Origin of the sequence: Rhodococcus sp. IEGM 1306 (genome assembly GCF_036541985.1) — a bacterium.
Lineage (GTDB): Bacteria > Actinomycetota > Actinomycetes > Mycobacteriales > Mycobacteriaceae > Rhodococcus_F > Rhodococcus_F qingshengii.
On sequence record NZ_JAZHFF010000004.1, the window covers coordinates 286,583 to 301,909 of the forward strand.

The following is a 15,327-nucleotide window of genomic DNA, read 5'->3' on the forward strand; positions in this document are numbered from 1 at the left end:
TTGAATGGAGACCGTACCGATCCAACTCCCCGACGGCACCGTGACCCCGATCCGTCTGTTTCCCGGACCGAATGACGACGCACCCGTGGTGGTGATGTTGCCCGGGCTCGGAGTTCCCGCCGGGTTCTACGATCCGGTGGCGCAGGCCCTGGTCGACGCCGGCTTCAATGCGGCCATCGGTGAACTGCGCGGCCAAGGTGACAGCAAACCGCGCCCGAGCGCGTCGAGTGTTTTCGGATATCAGGAACTGGTCTCGATCGATTGTCCGGCGACGTTCGAGGTGGTGCGTGAACGGTTTCCGGCCAGCACACCATTTCTGATGGGGCACAGCATGGGCGGCCAGATCGGGGTCATGTACGCGTCCAGGATTCGGGGCCGGCTCGGCGGACTGATCCTGGTTGCCTCCGGATCGCCGTATCACCGCGGATTCCCCGGAATCCGTGCGCCCGGACTCTATCTGGGTTCGTCCGCGATGTCGGTGACAGCCAACATCGCCGGCTTCTGGCCGGGAGACCGGGTCAACGTCGGCGGCTTCGGTCGACAGTCGAAGGTACTGATCACCGATTGGGCCCGGTTCGCCAGGACCGGTCGCATGGAACCCGTCGGTGCGGATATCGACTACGAGGAGCGGATCGCTCGCCTGACCTTGCCGGTCCTGTCGATCACGATCGAAGGGGACGATCTCGCTCCGCGCCGGTCCGCAAAGAACCTGGTGGACAAGCTCTCCGGGGCCCAAGTGACGATGACGCACATCGACGAACCACTCGGTCACAACGGTTGGATACGCAATCCCACCGCTGTGAGCGAGCGCGTCGTCGCGTGGTTGCGCGACCGCTGAGAGATCAGCCGAGTTTCTGCCAGAGGAACTCGTAGGTCAGCGCAGTCTTGAAGGCCAGCTGAGCATTGTCCGCGGCGCCGCCGTGGCCACCCTCGATGTTCTCGAAATACAGCACCGGCTTGCCAAGCTCTTCCAGCCGTGCGGCCATCTTGCGGGCATGCGCGGGATGGACGCGGTCGTCACGGGTGGACGTCGCGATCAGGATCGGTGGGTACGACGCGGCGGCGTCGATGTTCTGATACGGCGAGTACTCCGAGATGAATGCCCACTCCTCCGGGACATCGGGGTCACCGTATTCGGCCATCCACGAAGCGCCGGCCAGTAGGAGATGGAATCGACGCATGTCCAACAGCGGAACCTGGCAGACGATGGCGCCGAAGAGTTCGGGGTACTTGGTCAGCATGATGCCCATCAACAGGCCGCCGTTGCTTCCGCCCTGAGCTGCCAGAAGATCCGGGGTCGTGATTCCGCGATCGACGAGGTCTCTCGCGACGGCAGCGAAGTCTTCGTGCACCTTGTGGCGCCCGGCCTTGAGAACCTGTGTGTGCCAACCGGGTCCGTACTCGCCGCCACCACGAATGTTCGCAACCACATAGGTTCCGCCCTGCGTCAGCCAGGCACGGCCCAGGGAACCGCTGTACGACGGTGTCAGCGAGATCTCGAATCCGCCGTACCCGTAGAGCAGGGTGGGGCCGGGCTCGCTACGCGGACTGCGCACCACGAAGTACGGAACCTGGGTGCCGTCGGCAGAGGTGGCGAAGAACTGCTCCGTGGTGATGCCCTCGGCGTCGAAGAACGAGGGAGCCTGCTTGAGGGCAGTGGGTTCGGTTTCGCCGATCACGCCGTGCAAAAGAGTTGCAGGGGAGGTGTATCCACTCGAATTGACGAAGTACTCGTTGCTGACATCAGGGTCGGTGTCGAGAATTTCGATACTGGTCAGTTCTGGAAGCCCTTCGAAAGGTCGATCCTCCCAGCCGTTTTCGCCCGGCGTCAGGATGCGCAGCGTCGTGCGCACGTCGGTCAGGACCACCAGAATCAGATGATCGCGTGTCCAGGTGTATTGCTCGAGCGAGGAATGTGCGTCGGGTTCGAAGATCGATGTCAGTGCGCGTGAGCCGGCTAGGAAATCGTCGTAACGGATGGCAAGCAGTGCGCCGGTCGGATATTCGGTGTCCTCGACGGCCCACACGGACTTGGTGCGGATCAACAACCACTCGTGGTGAATCGAGATCCCGGCGTCCTCGGGGACGTCCACGAGCACCAGTTCACCGTCGGGGCGAACTTCGAAATGCTGAGAGTTGTAGAAATCGACCGAGCGAGTGACGAAGTCTCGTTCGAACCCGGGCGTCGGATCGTGCGAAGCCGAGATGGCCACGTCCGTGGACTGGCCCTCGTAGACGGTCTCGGCGCTGGAGAGGGGAGTGCCGCGCTTCCACCGCTGGGCCAGACGGGGATACCCGGAATCGGTGAGCGACCCTGGTCCGATATCCGTTCCGACGTAGACGGTATCGATGTCGATCCAGTCGATGTCGGTCTTGGCCTCGGGAAGGTAGAAGCCGGGATTCTCGCCCTCGGGAGCGAGGAACTCACGCTTGTCGATGTCGAACTCGCGAACGACCGCCGCGTCTGCCCCGCCGCGGGAGAGGCTGATCAATGCACGGTTGCGGTGTGGCCGTAGAAGTTGCGTGCCCTTCCAGACCCAGTTCTCGCCCTCGGCCTCGGCCAGGGCGTCGAGGTCGACCAGGACGTCCCATTCCGGGTCGTCGGTGACGTACTGATCGAACGTCGTGCGTCGCCACAATCCGCGAACGTGGGTGCTGTCGCGCCAGAAGTTGTAGAGGAACTCACCTCGACGGCGGACGTAGGGGATTCGCGCGTCGGTATCGAGGATCTCGCGCACGTCGCTCTGCAGTCGATCGAAGCGCTCGTTGTCGGTGAGCTGCTCCTCGGTCACGGCATTGTGCTGACGGACCCAATCGAGTGCAGACTCACCGGTCACGTCTTCGAGCCAGAGGTAGGGGTCGTGGCCGGTGGTGGGCTGCTGATCGGAAGTCATACGTCCATTCTTACTGCTCGCTCCCGACAGCACTCGACCCCGCTCCCGAAACACTGGAGCGGGGTCGAGTGAGAATGAATCGGGTCAGACGCCCAGGGAGTGAGCGAGCATCGGCCAGGAGTTGTGGAGATCGTCCTGCCAGTAGCCCCACGAGTGGGTGCCGGTCGGCTTGAAGTCGAAGGTGGCCGGGATCTTCAGGTCGCTCAGGCGGTAGGCGAGGTTGTGGGTGCAGTAGTTGACCGCTGCCTCGATGATGCCGCCGACGATCGCCTGGTTGGCGAGCGCACCGATCTGACCGTTGATCGCGGGATTGGCGAGAGTGTCGTGTGGGCCGGGGAGTCCGGAGCCGGTGGAGACGTAGAGCTCGGTGCCGCGGAGCTTCTCGGCGTTGAGGACCGGATCGTTGTCCTTCCAGCCCTGACCGTCGAGCGGGCCCCACATGTTGGTGATGTCAGCTCCGCCGCGGGTACCTGTGACAAGTTCGATCGCACTCTGACCGACGGGAGTACTGGTCTCGGCACATCCGCTGTACGCGCCGACGCCCTTGTAGAGGCCGGGAGCCGCGATGGCGAGGTTGAGGACCGAGGTCGCGGTCATGGAGATCGCGGAGATCGACTGGACCTTGTTGGTATTGAACTCGGCGTCGATGACGGGCGGGAGTTCCTTGGTCAGGAACGTCTGCCACTTCTGGCGACCGAGAACCGGATCGTCGTTCACCCAGTCGGTGTAATAGCTGAATGCGCCTTCGAGCGGTGTGACGACGTTGACGTTCTTGTCCTGGAAGAAGTTCATGACGTCGGTCTTGCGTTGCCAGGTCGCCGAGTCTTCGCCGCCGCCTGCACCGTTGAGTAGGTAGAGCGTCGGGCGGGGTTCGCTGTTGTCTGCGGGGAGGATGACCTCGAGCGGGATGTTGCGATCCATCGCCGGGGAGAAGACCGAGATGGTGACCTTGCGGTCGCCGGTCTTGGTGTTGCTCACGACGTGCGATCCGGACGTGTCACCGCCTGCAGAAGCTGTCGCCGGACTGATCAGCATCGGCAGCACCGTGGCCACTGCGAGAGCTGCGATCACACTGCCACGCTTGAAAATTCGAGCACGCATACGTTCGGATCCTCCACCTGAATGTCTTCGGATCCGGAACGGATCGAAGTGCCTGTGAGCCCTGACTGGAACAGGTTCACTTTTTGTTATGTGTCAGTAAAGCAGAGCAGCAGCAGAAAGTGACGCGATTTGCTTGCCTGACAATTGAATTGGCCCCGGAATTAACCCCCGAATTAACCCTCGAATTAGTTCTGAAAAGAACTCGACCCCGCTCCCGGAAGTGCAGGGAGCGGGGTCGAGCTGAAACGATTTCGGTCAGATGCCCATCGAGCGAGCGAGCATCGGCCAGGAGTTGTGGAGATCGTCTTCCCAGTAGCCCCACGAGTGGGTGCCGGTCGGCTTGAAGTCGAAGGTGGCCGGGATCTTCAGATCGTTGAGGCGGTAGGCGAGGTTGTGGGTGCAGTAGTTGACTGCTGCCTCGATGACACCGCCGACGATCACCTGGTTGGCGAGTGTGCCGACCTGTCCGTTGATCGCCTCGTTGTTGAGGGTGTCGTGCGGGCCGGGGAGTCCGGAGCCGGTGGAGATGAAGAGTTCGGTGCCGCGGAGCTTCTCGGCGTTGACGACGGGGTCGTTGTCGATCCAGCCCTGGCCGTCGAGGGGGCCCCACATGTTGGTCACGTCAGCGTCGCCGCGCATGCCCACAACCAGTTCGATGGAGGACTGGCCGACCGGTGTGCTGGTCTCGGCGCATCCGCTGTATGCACCGACGCCCTTGTAGAGGCCCGGAGCTGCGATGGCGAGGTTGAGGACCGAGGTCGCGGTCATCGAGATCGCGGAGATCGACTGGACGCCGTTGGTGTTGAACTCGGCGTCGATGACGGGCGGGAGTTCCTGGGTCAGGAACGTCTGCCACTTCTGACGGCCGAGGGACGGGTCGTCGTTCACCCAGTCGGTGTAGTAGCTGAATGCACCTTCGAGCGGGGTGACGACGTTGACGTTCTTGTCAGCGAAGAACTCGTTGACGTCGGTCTGACGCTGCCACGTCGCCCGGTCTTCGCCGCCGCCTGCACCGTTGAGCAGGTAGAGCGTCGGGCGGGGTTCGCTGCCGTCTGCCGGGAGGATGACCTCGAGCGGAATATCGCGTTCCATGGAAGGGGAGTACACCTTGATGGTGGCGATGCGCCCGTTGTCCGTGCGGCTCGAGAGCTTGGAACCCGTTGTGTTTGCCTTGGCTACAGTTGCCGTGGTGGTCGACGGATCTCCGCCTGCGGACGACACTGCAGGGCTGATCAGCATCGGCAGCACGGATACTGCGGCTACAGCGGCGACCAGACGGCCACGCTTGAAAGTGCGAGCACGCATACGTTCAGAAACCTCCACCTAAAATTCCTTCGAATCCGCCCAGGAGTGAACGGTCCTTTGTTGCTGTTCCCGTACGGGAATTCATGCTGGGTACATGCTCTGTCGATAGGTACAGGGCGTGTGAGTCTTGTAAGTTCTACCGCATCGGTGCGTTATCCGCCAGTGAACCAGAGATTTGCTGAACGTACGACCAGTTTCAGGTGAATTTCCCTGATCATCGACGGGATTAGTGAGTGAACCGGACATATCCACTATGGGAACAACATTGTTGCCTACCTCTGCAGTCGAACGCGTCTGTCGAAGATCTTCTCCGATATCAGCGCCCAGCGGGGAGTTACGTTTCGGTGAACGTCGGTTACTCGCCGCAGACTCGCGCGGACTCGACGGCAATCGCCAAGAGTTTCGCGTGGCAGGCGCGGGTCGAGTTCCCGGAGATAACCCCTGTCTTCACCGTCGACGGCGTCGTCGAGATTCAGGAGTCCGGCGGAATCGCCCTGGCCTTCGACCTGGAGGACTCGAATCCGCTGGAGGGAGAGCTAGCCAACGTCTCGTACTTCCACGACCTCGGAGTCCGCTCGATGTTGCCGACGTACAACTACATGAACGCTGCCGGCTGCGGATGCTTGGACCTGGCGGACACGGGGTTGAGTGGATACGGCCGTGACCTGGTTGCCGAGATGAATCGCGTCGGAATGACGGTCGACGGCTCACATTGTTCGGTACAGACGGGGTTGGACATCTCAGCTATCACCCAGCGAGCAATGATCTACAGCCACTCCAACCTCCGAAGGTTGTGGGAGCATCCGCGCAACATCACCGACGATCAGGCCAGAGCGTGTGCGGAGACCGGCGGCGTCATCGGGATCAACGGCGTGGGCATATTCCTCGGCGTCAACGGACCGGATGACGACCAGGCTCGGCTGTCCGCGATGGCCGACCACATCGAAGAGGCTGTCGGACTCGTCGGCATCGATCACGTCGGGATCGGCTCCGACTTCTCCTTCGACGCCGACGACTTCCGCGAAGAGATCGAGCAGAACCCGTCGTCGTTCTCCGAGGCGTACACCGCGTGGGGGCCACTGCAGTGGACTCCTCCGGAGGACGTGCTGACACTTGATGAGGTATTGCGTGAGCGGGGCTTCGACGAGCCGTCGATCGAGGCCGTGTACGGCGGAAATTTCGCCCGAGTCGCCCGAGAAGTGTGGGCTACCGACGGGTAATGCGACCATCTGGGGACAGCGAAACGATGCAGGACTACCCTGGTGAATCGTGACCTCACACTATGACGTCGTTGTCCTCGGAGCCGGCCCCGGTGGGTACGTCGCTGCTATCCGCGCGGCACAACTGGGCCTGAGCACCGCCATCATCGAGCAGAAGTACTGGGGCGGTGTATGCCTGAACGTCGGCTGCATTCCGTCCAAGGCGCTTCTCCGTAACGCCGAACTCGCGCACATCTTCACGAAAGAAGCGAAGACGTTCGGCATGTCCGGAGACGTGTCCTTCGATTTCGGCTCCGCTTTCGATCGCAGCCGCAAGGTCGCGGACGGGCGAGTCAAGGGCATTCACTTCTTGATGAAGAAGAACAAGATCCCGGAGTACGACGGCAAGGGCACGTTCGTCGACGCCAACACCATCAGCGTGGAGCTGAGCAAGGGTGGCACCGAGACGATCACGTTCGACAACGCGATCATCGCGACGGGTTCGTACACCAAGCTGCTGCCCGGCACCTCGCTGAGCGAGAACGTAGTGACCTACGAAGAGCAGATCCTCACCCGTGACCTTCCGGGTTCGATCCTCATCGTCGGTGCCGGCGCGATCGGCATGGAGTTCGGTTACGTCCTCAAGAACTACGGCGTCGACGTCACGATCGTCGAGTTCCTCGATCGGGCACTGCCCAACGAGGACGCCGACGTCTCGAAGGAAATCGCCAAGCAGTACAAGAAGCTCGGCGTCACCATCAAGACCGGTGCCGCTGTGCAGTCCATCAGCGACGACGGCAGCAAGGTCACCGTCTCGATCAAGGACAACAAGTCCGGCGAGATCGAGACCGTGGTCGTCGACAAGGTTCTGCAGTCCGTCGGCTTCGCACCGCGTGTGGAGGGCTTCGGTCTCGAGAACACCGGTGTCGCGTTGACCGATCGCGGCGCCATCGCGATCGACGACTACATGCGCACCAACGTCCCGCACATCTTCGCCATCGGTGACGTCACCGCCAAGCTGCAGCTCGCGCACGTCGCCGAAGCTCAGGCTGTCGTCGCTGCCGAGACCATCGGCGGCGCGGAGACGCAGACACTCGGTGACTACCGGATGATGCCGCGTGCGACGTTCTGCCAGCCGCAGGTCGCCTCGTTCGGTTTGACCGAGGAGCAGGCCAAGGCCGAGGGCTACGACGTCAAGGTCGCGAACTTCCCGTTCGCTGCCAACGGCAAGGCACACGGTCTCGGTGACCCGACCGGTTTCGTCAAGCTGATCGCCGACAAGAAGTACGGCGAACTGCTCGGCGGGCACCTCATCGGACCGGACGTTTCGGAACTGCTGCCCGAGCTGACCTTGGCCCAGAAGTGGGACCTCACGGTCAACGAGTTGGCACGCAACGTCCACACCCACCCCACACTCAGTGAGGCTCTGCAGGAAGCGATCCACGGCCTCGCCGGCCACATGATCAACTTCTGACGGAAGGCCTTCGGCCCCGTGCGCCTTTTCGGTAGTTCGCTCTACCGGAAAGGCACACGGGGTTTTTCGTCTTTTGTGTCGAGTTGTGTTGCGAAACCGCCATCTGAGGCCTTCGAGTCGGGGTGTAGGCGCGCAACGCATTAGCGTCCCGAGTCGACCATCCGGCTTTCGAAGGACCACTCATGAAAACTCGTTCCGTACTGCTCGCGGCTTGCGTCGCGCTGACGCTCTCCGCCTGTGGGACCTCAGCTGACTCCGGATCGGACACCGAAGCTTCGGGTGCCGCCGAGGCGGGGGCGTTCCCCGTGACCGTCGACCACGCCTACGGCTCGACGACGATCGACGCGGAGCCGATGCGCATCGTGACCATCGGATGGAGTGGCCAGGATTCGGTGATCGCGCTGAACAAGGTTCCGGTCGCCATGGAGAGCTTCTCCGGCGACGGCATCGAGAACAACATCCTGCCCTGGGACGCTTCGCGTCTGAACGGTGCCAAGCCCGTTCTCATGACGACCAATCCCGATATCCCGTTCGAGCAGATCCTCGGGCTCGATCCCGACGTGATCCTCGCCGTCTACTCCGGCATCGACGAGGGCGAGTACAAGCGCCTCAGCGACATCGCGCCGACTGTCGCGTTCCCCGACCAGCCGTGGGATACGGCGTGGGACAAGCAGATGAGCATGATCGGCGCGGCACTCGGACAGCCGGCGCAGGCGCAGACGCTGATCGACGAGACTGGGGCGTACTTCGAGAAGCAGGCCGCAGATCACCCGCAGTTCCAGGGCAAGACCGCCACGTATGCAATGCGCACCGACGAGGGTTTGATCGTATTCTGCGGCACCGACCCGCGGATCCGTCTTCTCGGCCAGCTCGGGCTGAAGACCTCGCCCGGTGTCGACGCGGTGTGCACTTCCGGCGACAGTTCGGTGTCCGTGGGCATGGAATCCATCGACACACTCGACTCCGACGTCTTCATTCTCGTCGACGCCGACGGCACCAACCTGGACAAGCTCATGTCCTTCGGTCCGTTCGCGAACATGACCTCGGTGTCGAACGGCCGCCTGGTTCGCCTGGTCGGAATGGACTACGCGATGGCTACGTCCGCTCCGACGGTGCTGAGCGTTCCCTACGCATTCGACGAGTTCATCGCTCAGCTTTCGGACAAGCTGAGCTGATTCCGAGCGTCGTACGACGCTTGTGACGCAACGATTTTCGGAACCTGCGATTCGAGGAGTTCGATCAGGGCCGTGATCTTTGCGGCGACGTCGGCGCCGAGTTCGGTCAGGCTGTATTCCACTTTGGGCGGGATGGTTTCGAGTACCTCACGGTGCACGAGGCCATCCCGCTCGAGTGTTTGCAGGGTCTGCGAGAGCATGCGCTCGCTGACTCCGTCGACGCGTCGGCGCAGGGCACTGAACCGGTACGGGCCCTCGTTCAATGCTGCGAGTGCGAGTGCGCCCCAGCGTCCGGTTGCATTCTGCAATGCCGCCCGAGAGTTGCACCCGCGAGCGAAGACGTCAGCCTCGAGGGTTGGGTCCACGCCGTCGGCATTCGGATCAGGGGTCTGGGCAGCACGTGAAGGTGAGTCGGTGCTGGTCATGAACCCAGGCTACTACTGCACGATCCCATAGCGCTAACTCGACGTGTTGCACTTACGAAAAATAAGTGCATGATGGTTGCAGAACGCATTTACGCTTCAACCTGGATCGGGAGTTCGCATGAGCATTGCAGTCACCGGCGCAACCGGAAACCTCGGACAACTGGTAGTCGAGTCGTTGATCGGGCGGGGAACCGCCGCGTCCGACATCGTCGCAGTCGTCCGCAATCCACAGAAGGCGGAAAGCCTCGCCGCCCGCGGAGTAGTTGTACGTCAAGCGGACTATGCGGATGCCTCGGCGTTGGAAACCGCATTGGCGGGCGTCGACAAGCTGGTGCTGATCTCGGGAAGTGAAGTGGGGTCACGGCTCGCGCAACACACCAACATCATCGACGCGGCGAAGGCTGCCGGCGTCGGATTCATCGCCTACACGAGCATCTTGAATGCTGAGGACACGCCGATGAAGCTTGCTGCCGAGCACAAGGCGACCGAGGACGTGCTCACTCGGAGCGGTATTCCGTTCGCGCTGTTGCGCAACGGTTGGTACTGGGAGAACTTCACCAACGACCTGGCCGGTGTGATCGAACGCGGCGCACTGGTCGGTGCGGGAGCGGAAGGCAAGATCGCGGCTGCGGCGCGTGCGGATTACGCCGACGCCGCAGCAGTGGTCGCGACCACCGATGGCCACGAAGGGGCAGTGTACGAGTTGGGCGGTGACGAGAGGCTCACCTACGCCGAATTGGCCGAGAAGATCAGCGAATTCGCGGGCAAGCCCGTCGTGTACCAGTTCGTGGACGAGCAGGCATACGAAGGCATTCTCGAAGGTGTCGGACTACCTGCACCGGTTGCGCAGATCCTCGCCGATTCCGATGCCGCAATTGCCAAGGGGGCGTTGGACACCGAGTCGGGTGACCTGCAGAAGTTGATCGGCCGCAGCAGCACTCCGGTGGCTGAGGTGTTGAAGCAGGCCTGACCTGCTGTGCGCCTTTATTAACCGCGGGCGGTTAATAAAGGCGCACAGCGGTTACCCCATGTGGACTGCACCCTCGGCGGGCAGATCACCCTTCTTTGCGCGGACCAGCACCAGCACTACCGGTGCGATGATCGCCAACAGGATTGCCGCCCAACCGAATGCGGCCGAGTATCCGGATACCTCGGCGCCGAAGAAGTAGTCCGTCATCGAGGCGACGAAGTCCTGCACCGGCTGGGGGAGTAGTGCCAATTGATCGCCGGTCGGGATGGTCGCATTCGACATGTCGACAGGAATGCCTTCCGGCGGGATCGGCGCCGCGTTGTCGGCGGTGAAGGCCGACTTGGCCGAAGCGTAGATCGTGGTGAACAGTGCGGTGCCGAGTGCACCGCCGATCTGCAGGGTGGCGTTGACCAGGGCACTGGCAGCGCCGGCGTCGTGGTCGGGAACGCCGATCAGTGCGAGGTTCTGCATCGGCACCATCAGCAGACCGAGTCCGAAGCCGAAGATCGCGAGGCCGGGGAACACGTGCGTCCAGTAGGAGCTGTGTACCTCGATCTGGGTCAGCATGAGCAGTCCTACCGCAGCCACCAGCGGGCCCGCGACCATGAGCGGCTTGGGGCCGATCTTGGTGGACAACTGCGCTGCGATGGTCGACGCCAAGACGATGAAGAATGCCATCGGCAGCGATCCGACGCCGGCCATGACCGGGCTGAATCCGAGCACGATCTGCAGGTAGAACGTCAGATACAACGTGCCGCCGAGCAGGGCGGCGCCCACCAGCATGGAGCCGATCAGAGCAGCGCCGCGATCGCGATGCCACGGAACGCTCAGCGGTAGAAGCGGATTCTTGCTGCGGCTCTCGACGACCACGAAGATGGCGAGGAAGACCAGGCCCAGTGCGATGAACAGCAAAGTGTCAGCCTGACCCCAGCCGTGCTCGGCGCGTGTGAATCCGTAGACCAGTGAGCCGAGTCCCAGGGCGATGAGGACAGCGCCGGGAAGGTCGTAGCTCGTGTCACCGTGCGCTTTGGTCTCCTTGACGATCGGGACGGCTGCAGCGATGGCGATCAGAGCGATCGGGATGTTGACGAGCAGGCACCAGCGCCAGTCGACGTACTGCGTCAGCACTCCACCGAGGAGCAGGCCGATGGCAGCGCCACCGCCGGAGATCGCGCCGTAGACGGCAAAAGCCTTGGCGCGCTCCTTCTCTCCGATGAAGGTGGTGGTGAGCATCGACAGCGCAGCGGGCGCGAGCAATGCTGCGAAGACGCCCTGGCCGGCGCGGGCGATGAACAGTTCGATACCGCTCTGCGCGATGCCGCCTATGCCGGAGGCAACCGCGAAGCCGGCCATGCCGACGATGAAGGATCGCTTGCGGCCCCAGTAGTCGGCGATACGTCCGCCGAGGAGCAGCAGCGCACCGAACGCCAAGGCGTACGACGTGACCACCCACGCACGGTCAAGGTCGCTGATGCCCAGTTCCTCCTGGGCCGCCGGTAGTGCGATGGAGACGATGGTGCCGTCGAGCACCACCATGAGTTGAGCGAACGCGACGATGCAGAGCACCAGCCAGCGACGTTGATGATTCGGATTCTCGGAGGCAGCCGGGATCGGTGGCAGAGTGCCGCCGTCGACGTGGGACGTGGTGGTCATTGGAAAAAGGTATTCCAGCCTTCTCGGGTGAGTCAAACGAAATAGTTCGTTCGGTTACCATCATCACTATGGCTCCCACTGACGTGACCGCGACGAAACAGCGAATCCTCGACGCTGCGCAAGAAGAATTCGGTACCTACGGGCTTGCCGGTGCGCGCATCGATCGGATTGCGAAGAACGGAAACGCCAGTAAGGAGCGCCTCTACGCCTATTTCGGCGACAAGGTCGCGTTGTTCCACGCGGTGCTCGACGTCGACTTCGAACAGGCGATGGAGTCCGTCGAGTTCACCGGTGAGGACATGCCCGCGCATGCCGTCGAACTGTTCGACGCAATGCTCGGCAAACCGCAGATTCAACGGATGATGATCTGGGGTCAATTGCAAGGTGAGGCACCACGGATGAAGAAGCTGGCCGAGGAACATTCCAGTTGGGTTCCGCGAATGGCCACGATCCGCAAGGCTCAAGAAGACGGCCTCATCTCCAAGCACTGGGACCCCCAGGACCTGATCACGATGCTGTTCGGCCTCGTGTTCGGTTGGGTAGTGGCCCCCGGTGTAGCCGACAACCAGAACGTCGACGCCGACGAGATCGCGCGCCGCCGTGAAGTGGTGCGCGAGGCCGTCACTCGAATCTGCAAGCCCTGACTGTCAGCGAGAGAGGTACGCGGCCCAACCGCCGTAGCCGGTGATGTCAGCTGCGCCGTTTACTGCGTCATGAGTGCAGCTGAAACCGACAGTTGTTCTGCCGTCGGATAACTCGACGCTCGTGAGCGCCATCGGTGCCGACAAGGCAGCGAGGAATGCTCCCAGGCCGGCCGGTGAGATCCGGAAGATCTCGCCGACGACCGGTGCGCCGAGTCCAGGCCCACGGCGTACCAGGCCGGGCTTCGGTGGCGTCGTGTCGAGAGCGAAGAGCCGGTAGGCATCCGAGGTCGTGACGGTTTCGACGAACCGCGCGCCGAGGTCGACCAGCTGTGTGTTGAGGGGTTGACCGCGCAGGTGAGCGCCGAATACTGCGAGGTCGATTCCGGTATTGACGAGGGTGGGTGATGGCACACCACCGAGTCGCGCAGCGAGGTCGATGGCGATCTGGTCGTCGAAAGCGGGTACGACGAACATGACGCCGAACGGGTGATCTTCGACGGTGCGGTGTCCGGGCGCCGCGACGGCCGCCATGTCGAGCAGGTTGCAGAAGTTGGTGAAAGTTCCCATCCGGCGGTTGATTCCGAACGGATCCTCGGTCACGGCGGCGATCGTCGGATGTTCGGTGGTGGTGGGAAGCAGTAGGGCGTCGAACCCGGCGAGGAGTGCCCTGGCAGCGGCCTTGGCGCGGGTGAGAGCGTCGAGATCGTCGACCAGCTGGTATCCGGTGGGGTGCTTCGCGCCGAGCACGATGTCGGACACCGCGGGATCGGCTCCGGCAGGGCGGGTTTCGAGGAACTGGCCGGCCGCGGCGTATCGCTGCGCTACCACGGCGCCGTCGTAGAGCAATCGGGCCGCGTCGAGCAGTCCGGAGATGTCGACAGTCTCGGTCTCGGCGCCGCCGGCTACCAGAGCTGCCACGGTGTCCTGAAACGCTGCCAGATACGACGGGCTCAGTTGCGTCAGATCCTCGATTCGGGGCACGGCGACGCGGGGATTCGGCGCCGCCGCGAGACGAACGTCGGAAGGCCAGACTCGGCTGCGGGGATCTCGAGGTTCGAGGCCGACCATGATTGCCGCTGCCGCGGTTGCCGATTCGAGGTCGCCGGCAAATACCGTCACAGCGTCGTAGTCGATGCAGGCGGGCACCACTCCGTGGACGGGAATGACGCCGAGCGAGAGCTTGAGTCCGTATAGCCCGTGGAACGCTGCCGGCACCCGGCCCGAACCGGCAGTGTCGGTACCGATTCCGATATCCGCAATCCCCAGTGCCACGGCGACGGCGGATCCGGAGCTACTACCGCCCGAGATCAACTTCTCGTCCCATGCGCAGCGAACGGCTCCGTACGGACTACGCGTTCCGACCAGTCCGGTGGCGAACTGGTCCAGATTGGTCTTCCCCAGAACAACAGCCCCGTGCTCGATCAACCGTTCAACGGCACTGGCCGTTTCATCCGGCTCATACGCGAATTCGGGGCACGCCGCTGTGGTCGGTAGACCGGCGACATCGACGTTGTCCTTGACGGCGACCAGACGCCCCGCCAGGGGAAGGTGCTCGCCCGCAGCGAGTCTGGCCTCCACCGAGGCGGCGTCGGCGAGCACATCTTCCTTGCAACGCAACGTGATCCAGACTTCGGGGCGGTCTACTTCCTCGATCCGCTGGAATGCCTGCTCGACCCGGGCTGTCGGGGTGAAAACTTCTGCTGCGACGGTCATGGTGTGTACTGCTCCGATCAGTCCGTGATGTTGGCGAGTGAGAGCGCGGTGATCGCGCGGGTCACCCGGTCGAGGACGACGTCGAGAGACTCGCCGATGTGCTGATGCAAAAGCGTGCGGGCCTCGGGCAGATTGCCGGCACGTAGTTCTTCGAGGATTCGAATGTGCTCCGCGATCGAGGTGTCGATGCGGCCGTTGACCATGAAGTCGTACATCCGAACGTGCCGGATACGGGAATTCACCGACAGCAGTGACGCGACCAGTTCATTGTTGCCCGACGCCCTGAGCACGGCGACGTGAAACTCCTCGTCCCGTTCGACGAACCCCGGTTCCTGAGCGGGCGGATCGAGAGCCAGGGCACGCCACCGCACCAGCTCGTCGTCGAGGATCGTTCGGTCGTGCCGGATCGTCGGATCTGCGATCGCCCGGGTAATTCCTTGTAATTCCAGGGTGATTCGGAGTTCGTACAGATCTCGGATCCGCGGGATGCTCGGGCGCACGGCGGAGAATCCGTACTCTTCCCGGCGCAGGAGTCCATCGGCGCACAGCATCGTCAACGCTTCCCGTATGGGCGTGCGAGAAATGCCGAAACGCGTGGAGAGTTTCGGTTCCGTCAGGCGCTGATCGAACCCGATGGTCCCGTTGACCAGTTCGGTGCGTAGTTCCCGGTAGACCACCTCACGCAGTGGCTCCGGAGCCGTATTCATCCCTGTCGACATACCTGTATACGCTATTGATCAGGTGTTTCGTCCAGATGTCCTCGGGTTAGAGCTG

Annotated in this window: 13 protein-coding genes; 6 read left to right on the forward strand and 7 right to left on the reverse strand. The window is 62.7% G+C overall.

Annotation, left to right across the window (positions count from 1 at the left end):
* The first annotated feature begins 4 nt into the window (after nt 1-4).
* Entirely contained in the window at nt 5-838 is an 834-nt protein-coding gene (locus V3587_RS13850) for an alpha/beta hydrolase family protein (protein WP_095970438.1), read from the forward strand.
* Nucleotides 839-842: 4 nt separating this feature from the next.
* Here the strand turns inward: V3587_RS13850 and V3587_RS13855 are convergent, their stop codons facing one another.
* The 3 genes from V3587_RS13855 to V3587_RS13865 all read right to left on the reverse strand — a co-directional run bounded on the left by V3587_RS13855 (nt 843) and on the right by V3587_RS13865 (nt 5,300).
* Nucleotides 843-2,894 carry a prolyl oligopeptidase family serine peptidase gene (locus tag V3587_RS13855; RefSeq protein WP_283376783.1) on the reverse strand — a complete coding sequence of 684 codons (2,052 nt, stop codon included), beginning with the start codon at nt 2,892-2,894 and terminating at the stop codon, nt 843-845.
* An 84-nt stretch (nt 2,895-2,978) separates the two neighbouring features.
* A complete protein-coding gene (locus V3587_RS13860) occupies nt 2,979-3,995 on the reverse strand; it encodes an alpha/beta hydrolase (RefSeq protein WP_124567883.1) in 1,017 nt (338 codons plus the stop codon).
* Between the two features lie 255 nt (nt 3,996-4,250).
* A complete protein-coding gene (locus tag V3587_RS13865; protein ID WP_007733735.1) occupies nt 4,251-5,300 on the reverse strand; it encodes an alpha/beta hydrolase in 1,050 nt (349 codons plus the stop codon).
* A 233-nt stretch (nt 5,301-5,533) separates the two neighbouring features.
* Between V3587_RS13865 and V3587_RS13870 the strand changes: the two genes are divergently transcribed.
* From V3587_RS13870 to V3587_RS13880, 3 genes are all read left to right on the forward strand, one after another.
* Nucleotides 5,534-6,520, forward strand: coding sequence for a dipeptidase (locus tag V3587_RS13870; RefSeq protein ID WP_283376782.1), 987 nt, complete (start codon nt 5,534-5,536; stop codon nt 6,518-6,520).
* Between the two features lie 49 nt (nt 6,521-6,569).
* Nucleotides 6,570-7,973, forward strand: coding sequence for a dihydrolipoyl dehydrogenase (lpdA, locus tag V3587_RS13875; RefSeq protein WP_003941477.1), 1,404 nt, complete (start codon nt 6,570-6,572; stop codon nt 7,971-7,973).
* Nucleotides 7,974-8,155: 182 nt separating this feature from the next.
* Nucleotides 8,156-9,148 (forward strand): iron-siderophore ABC transporter substrate-binding protein, encoded by a 993-nt coding sequence (locus tag V3587_RS13880; RefSeq protein WP_095970433.1) that lies wholly within the window; start codon nt 8,156-8,158, stop codon nt 9,146-9,148.
* On the opposite strand, the gene V3587_RS13885 is transcribed toward V3587_RS13880, so the two are convergent.
* Nucleotides 9,124-9,573, reverse strand: a complete 450-nt coding sequence (locus tag V3587_RS13885; protein ID WP_095970432.1) for a winged helix-turn-helix transcriptional regulator — start codon at nt 9,571-9,573, stop codon at nt 9,124-9,126. The genes V3587_RS13880 and V3587_RS13885 overlap by 25 nt on opposite strands.
* Before the next feature lie 118 nt (nt 9,574-9,691).
* Here V3587_RS13885 and V3587_RS13890 point away from each other — a divergent pair, with 118 nt between their 5' ends.
* Nucleotides 9,692-10,543: an SDR family oxidoreductase gene (locus V3587_RS13890; RefSeq protein WP_283376781.1), complete on the forward strand. Its 852-nt coding sequence runs from the start codon at nt 9,692-9,694 to the stop codon at nt 10,541-10,543.
* A 51-nt stretch (nt 10,544-10,594) separates the two neighbouring features.
* Here the strand turns inward: V3587_RS13890 and V3587_RS13895 are convergent, their stop codons facing one another.
* Complete coding sequence (locus tag V3587_RS13895; RefSeq protein WP_095970430.1) at nt 10,595-12,196, reverse strand: MFS transporter; 1,602 nt, start codon at nt 12,194-12,196, stop codon at nt 10,595-10,597.
* 68 nt (nt 12,197-12,264) lie between these two features.
* Between V3587_RS13895 and V3587_RS13900 the strand changes: the two genes are divergently transcribed.
* Nucleotides 12,265-12,840 carry a TetR family transcriptional regulator gene (locus tag V3587_RS13900; protein WP_003941498.1) on the forward strand — a complete coding sequence of 192 codons (576 nt, stop codon included), beginning with the start codon at nt 12,265-12,267 and terminating at the stop codon, nt 12,838-12,840.
* 3 nt (nt 12,841-12,843) lie between these two features.
* Here V3587_RS13900 and atzF read toward each other — a convergent pair whose 3' ends face one another.
* Together atzF and V3587_RS13910 are read right to left on the reverse strand one after the other, a co-directional pair.
* A complete protein-coding gene (gene atzF / locus V3587_RS13905) occupies nt 12,844-14,553 on the reverse strand; it encodes an allophanate hydrolase (RefSeq protein WP_283376780.1) in 1,710 nt (569 codons plus the stop codon).
* 17 nt (nt 14,554-14,570) lie between these two features.
* Nucleotides 14,571-15,272: a GntR family transcriptional regulator gene (locus tag V3587_RS13910; RefSeq protein ID WP_283376779.1), complete on the reverse strand. Its 702-nt coding sequence runs from the start codon at nt 15,270-15,272 to the stop codon at nt 14,571-14,573.
* Nucleotides 15,273-15,327 lie beyond the last annotated feature (55 nt).

Bases quoted from the DNA above. Each gene is read 5' to 3' on its own strand.
- V3587_RS13880 (WP_095970433.1), top strand. From the start codon at position 8,156: ATGAAAACTCGTTCCGTACTGCTCGCGGCTTGCGTCGCGCTGACGCTC.
- V3587_RS13865 (WP_007733735.1), bottom strand. From the start codon at position 5,300: ATGCGTGCTCGCACTTTCAAGCGTGGCCGTCTGGTCGCCGCTGTAGCC.
- V3587_RS13855 (WP_283376783.1), bottom strand. From the start codon at position 2,894: ATGACTTCCGATCAGCAGCCCACCACCGGCCACGACCCCTACCTCTGG.
- V3587_RS13900 (WP_003941498.1), top strand. From the start codon at position 12,265: ATGGCTCCCACTGACGTGACCGCGACGAAACAGCGAATCCTCGACGCT.
- V3587_RS13910 (WP_283376779.1), bottom strand. From the start codon at position 15,272: ATGTCGACAGGGATGAATACGGCTCCGGAGCCACTGCGTGAGGTGGTC.
- V3587_RS13885 (WP_095970432.1), bottom strand. From the start codon at position 9,573: ATGACCAGCACCGACTCACCTTCACGTGCTGCCCAGACCCCTGATCCG.
- V3587_RS13895 (WP_095970430.1), bottom strand. From the start codon at position 12,196: ATGACCACCACGTCCCACGTCGACGGCGGCACTCTGCCACCGATCCCG.
- atzF (WP_283376780.1), bottom strand. From the start codon at position 14,553: ATGACCGTCGCAGCAGAAGTTTTCACCCCGACAGCCCGGGTCGAGCAG.
- V3587_RS13890 (WP_283376781.1), top strand. From the start codon at position 9,692: ATGAGCATTGCAGTCACCGGCGCAACCGGAAACCTCGGACAACTGGTA.
- V3587_RS13850 (WP_095970438.1), top strand. From the start codon at position 5: ATGGAGACCGTACCGATCCAACTCCCCGACGGCACCGTGACCCCGATC.
- V3587_RS13860 (WP_124567883.1), bottom strand. From the start codon at position 3,995: ATGCGTGCTCGAATTTTCAAGCGTGGCAGTGTGATCGCAGCTCTCGCA.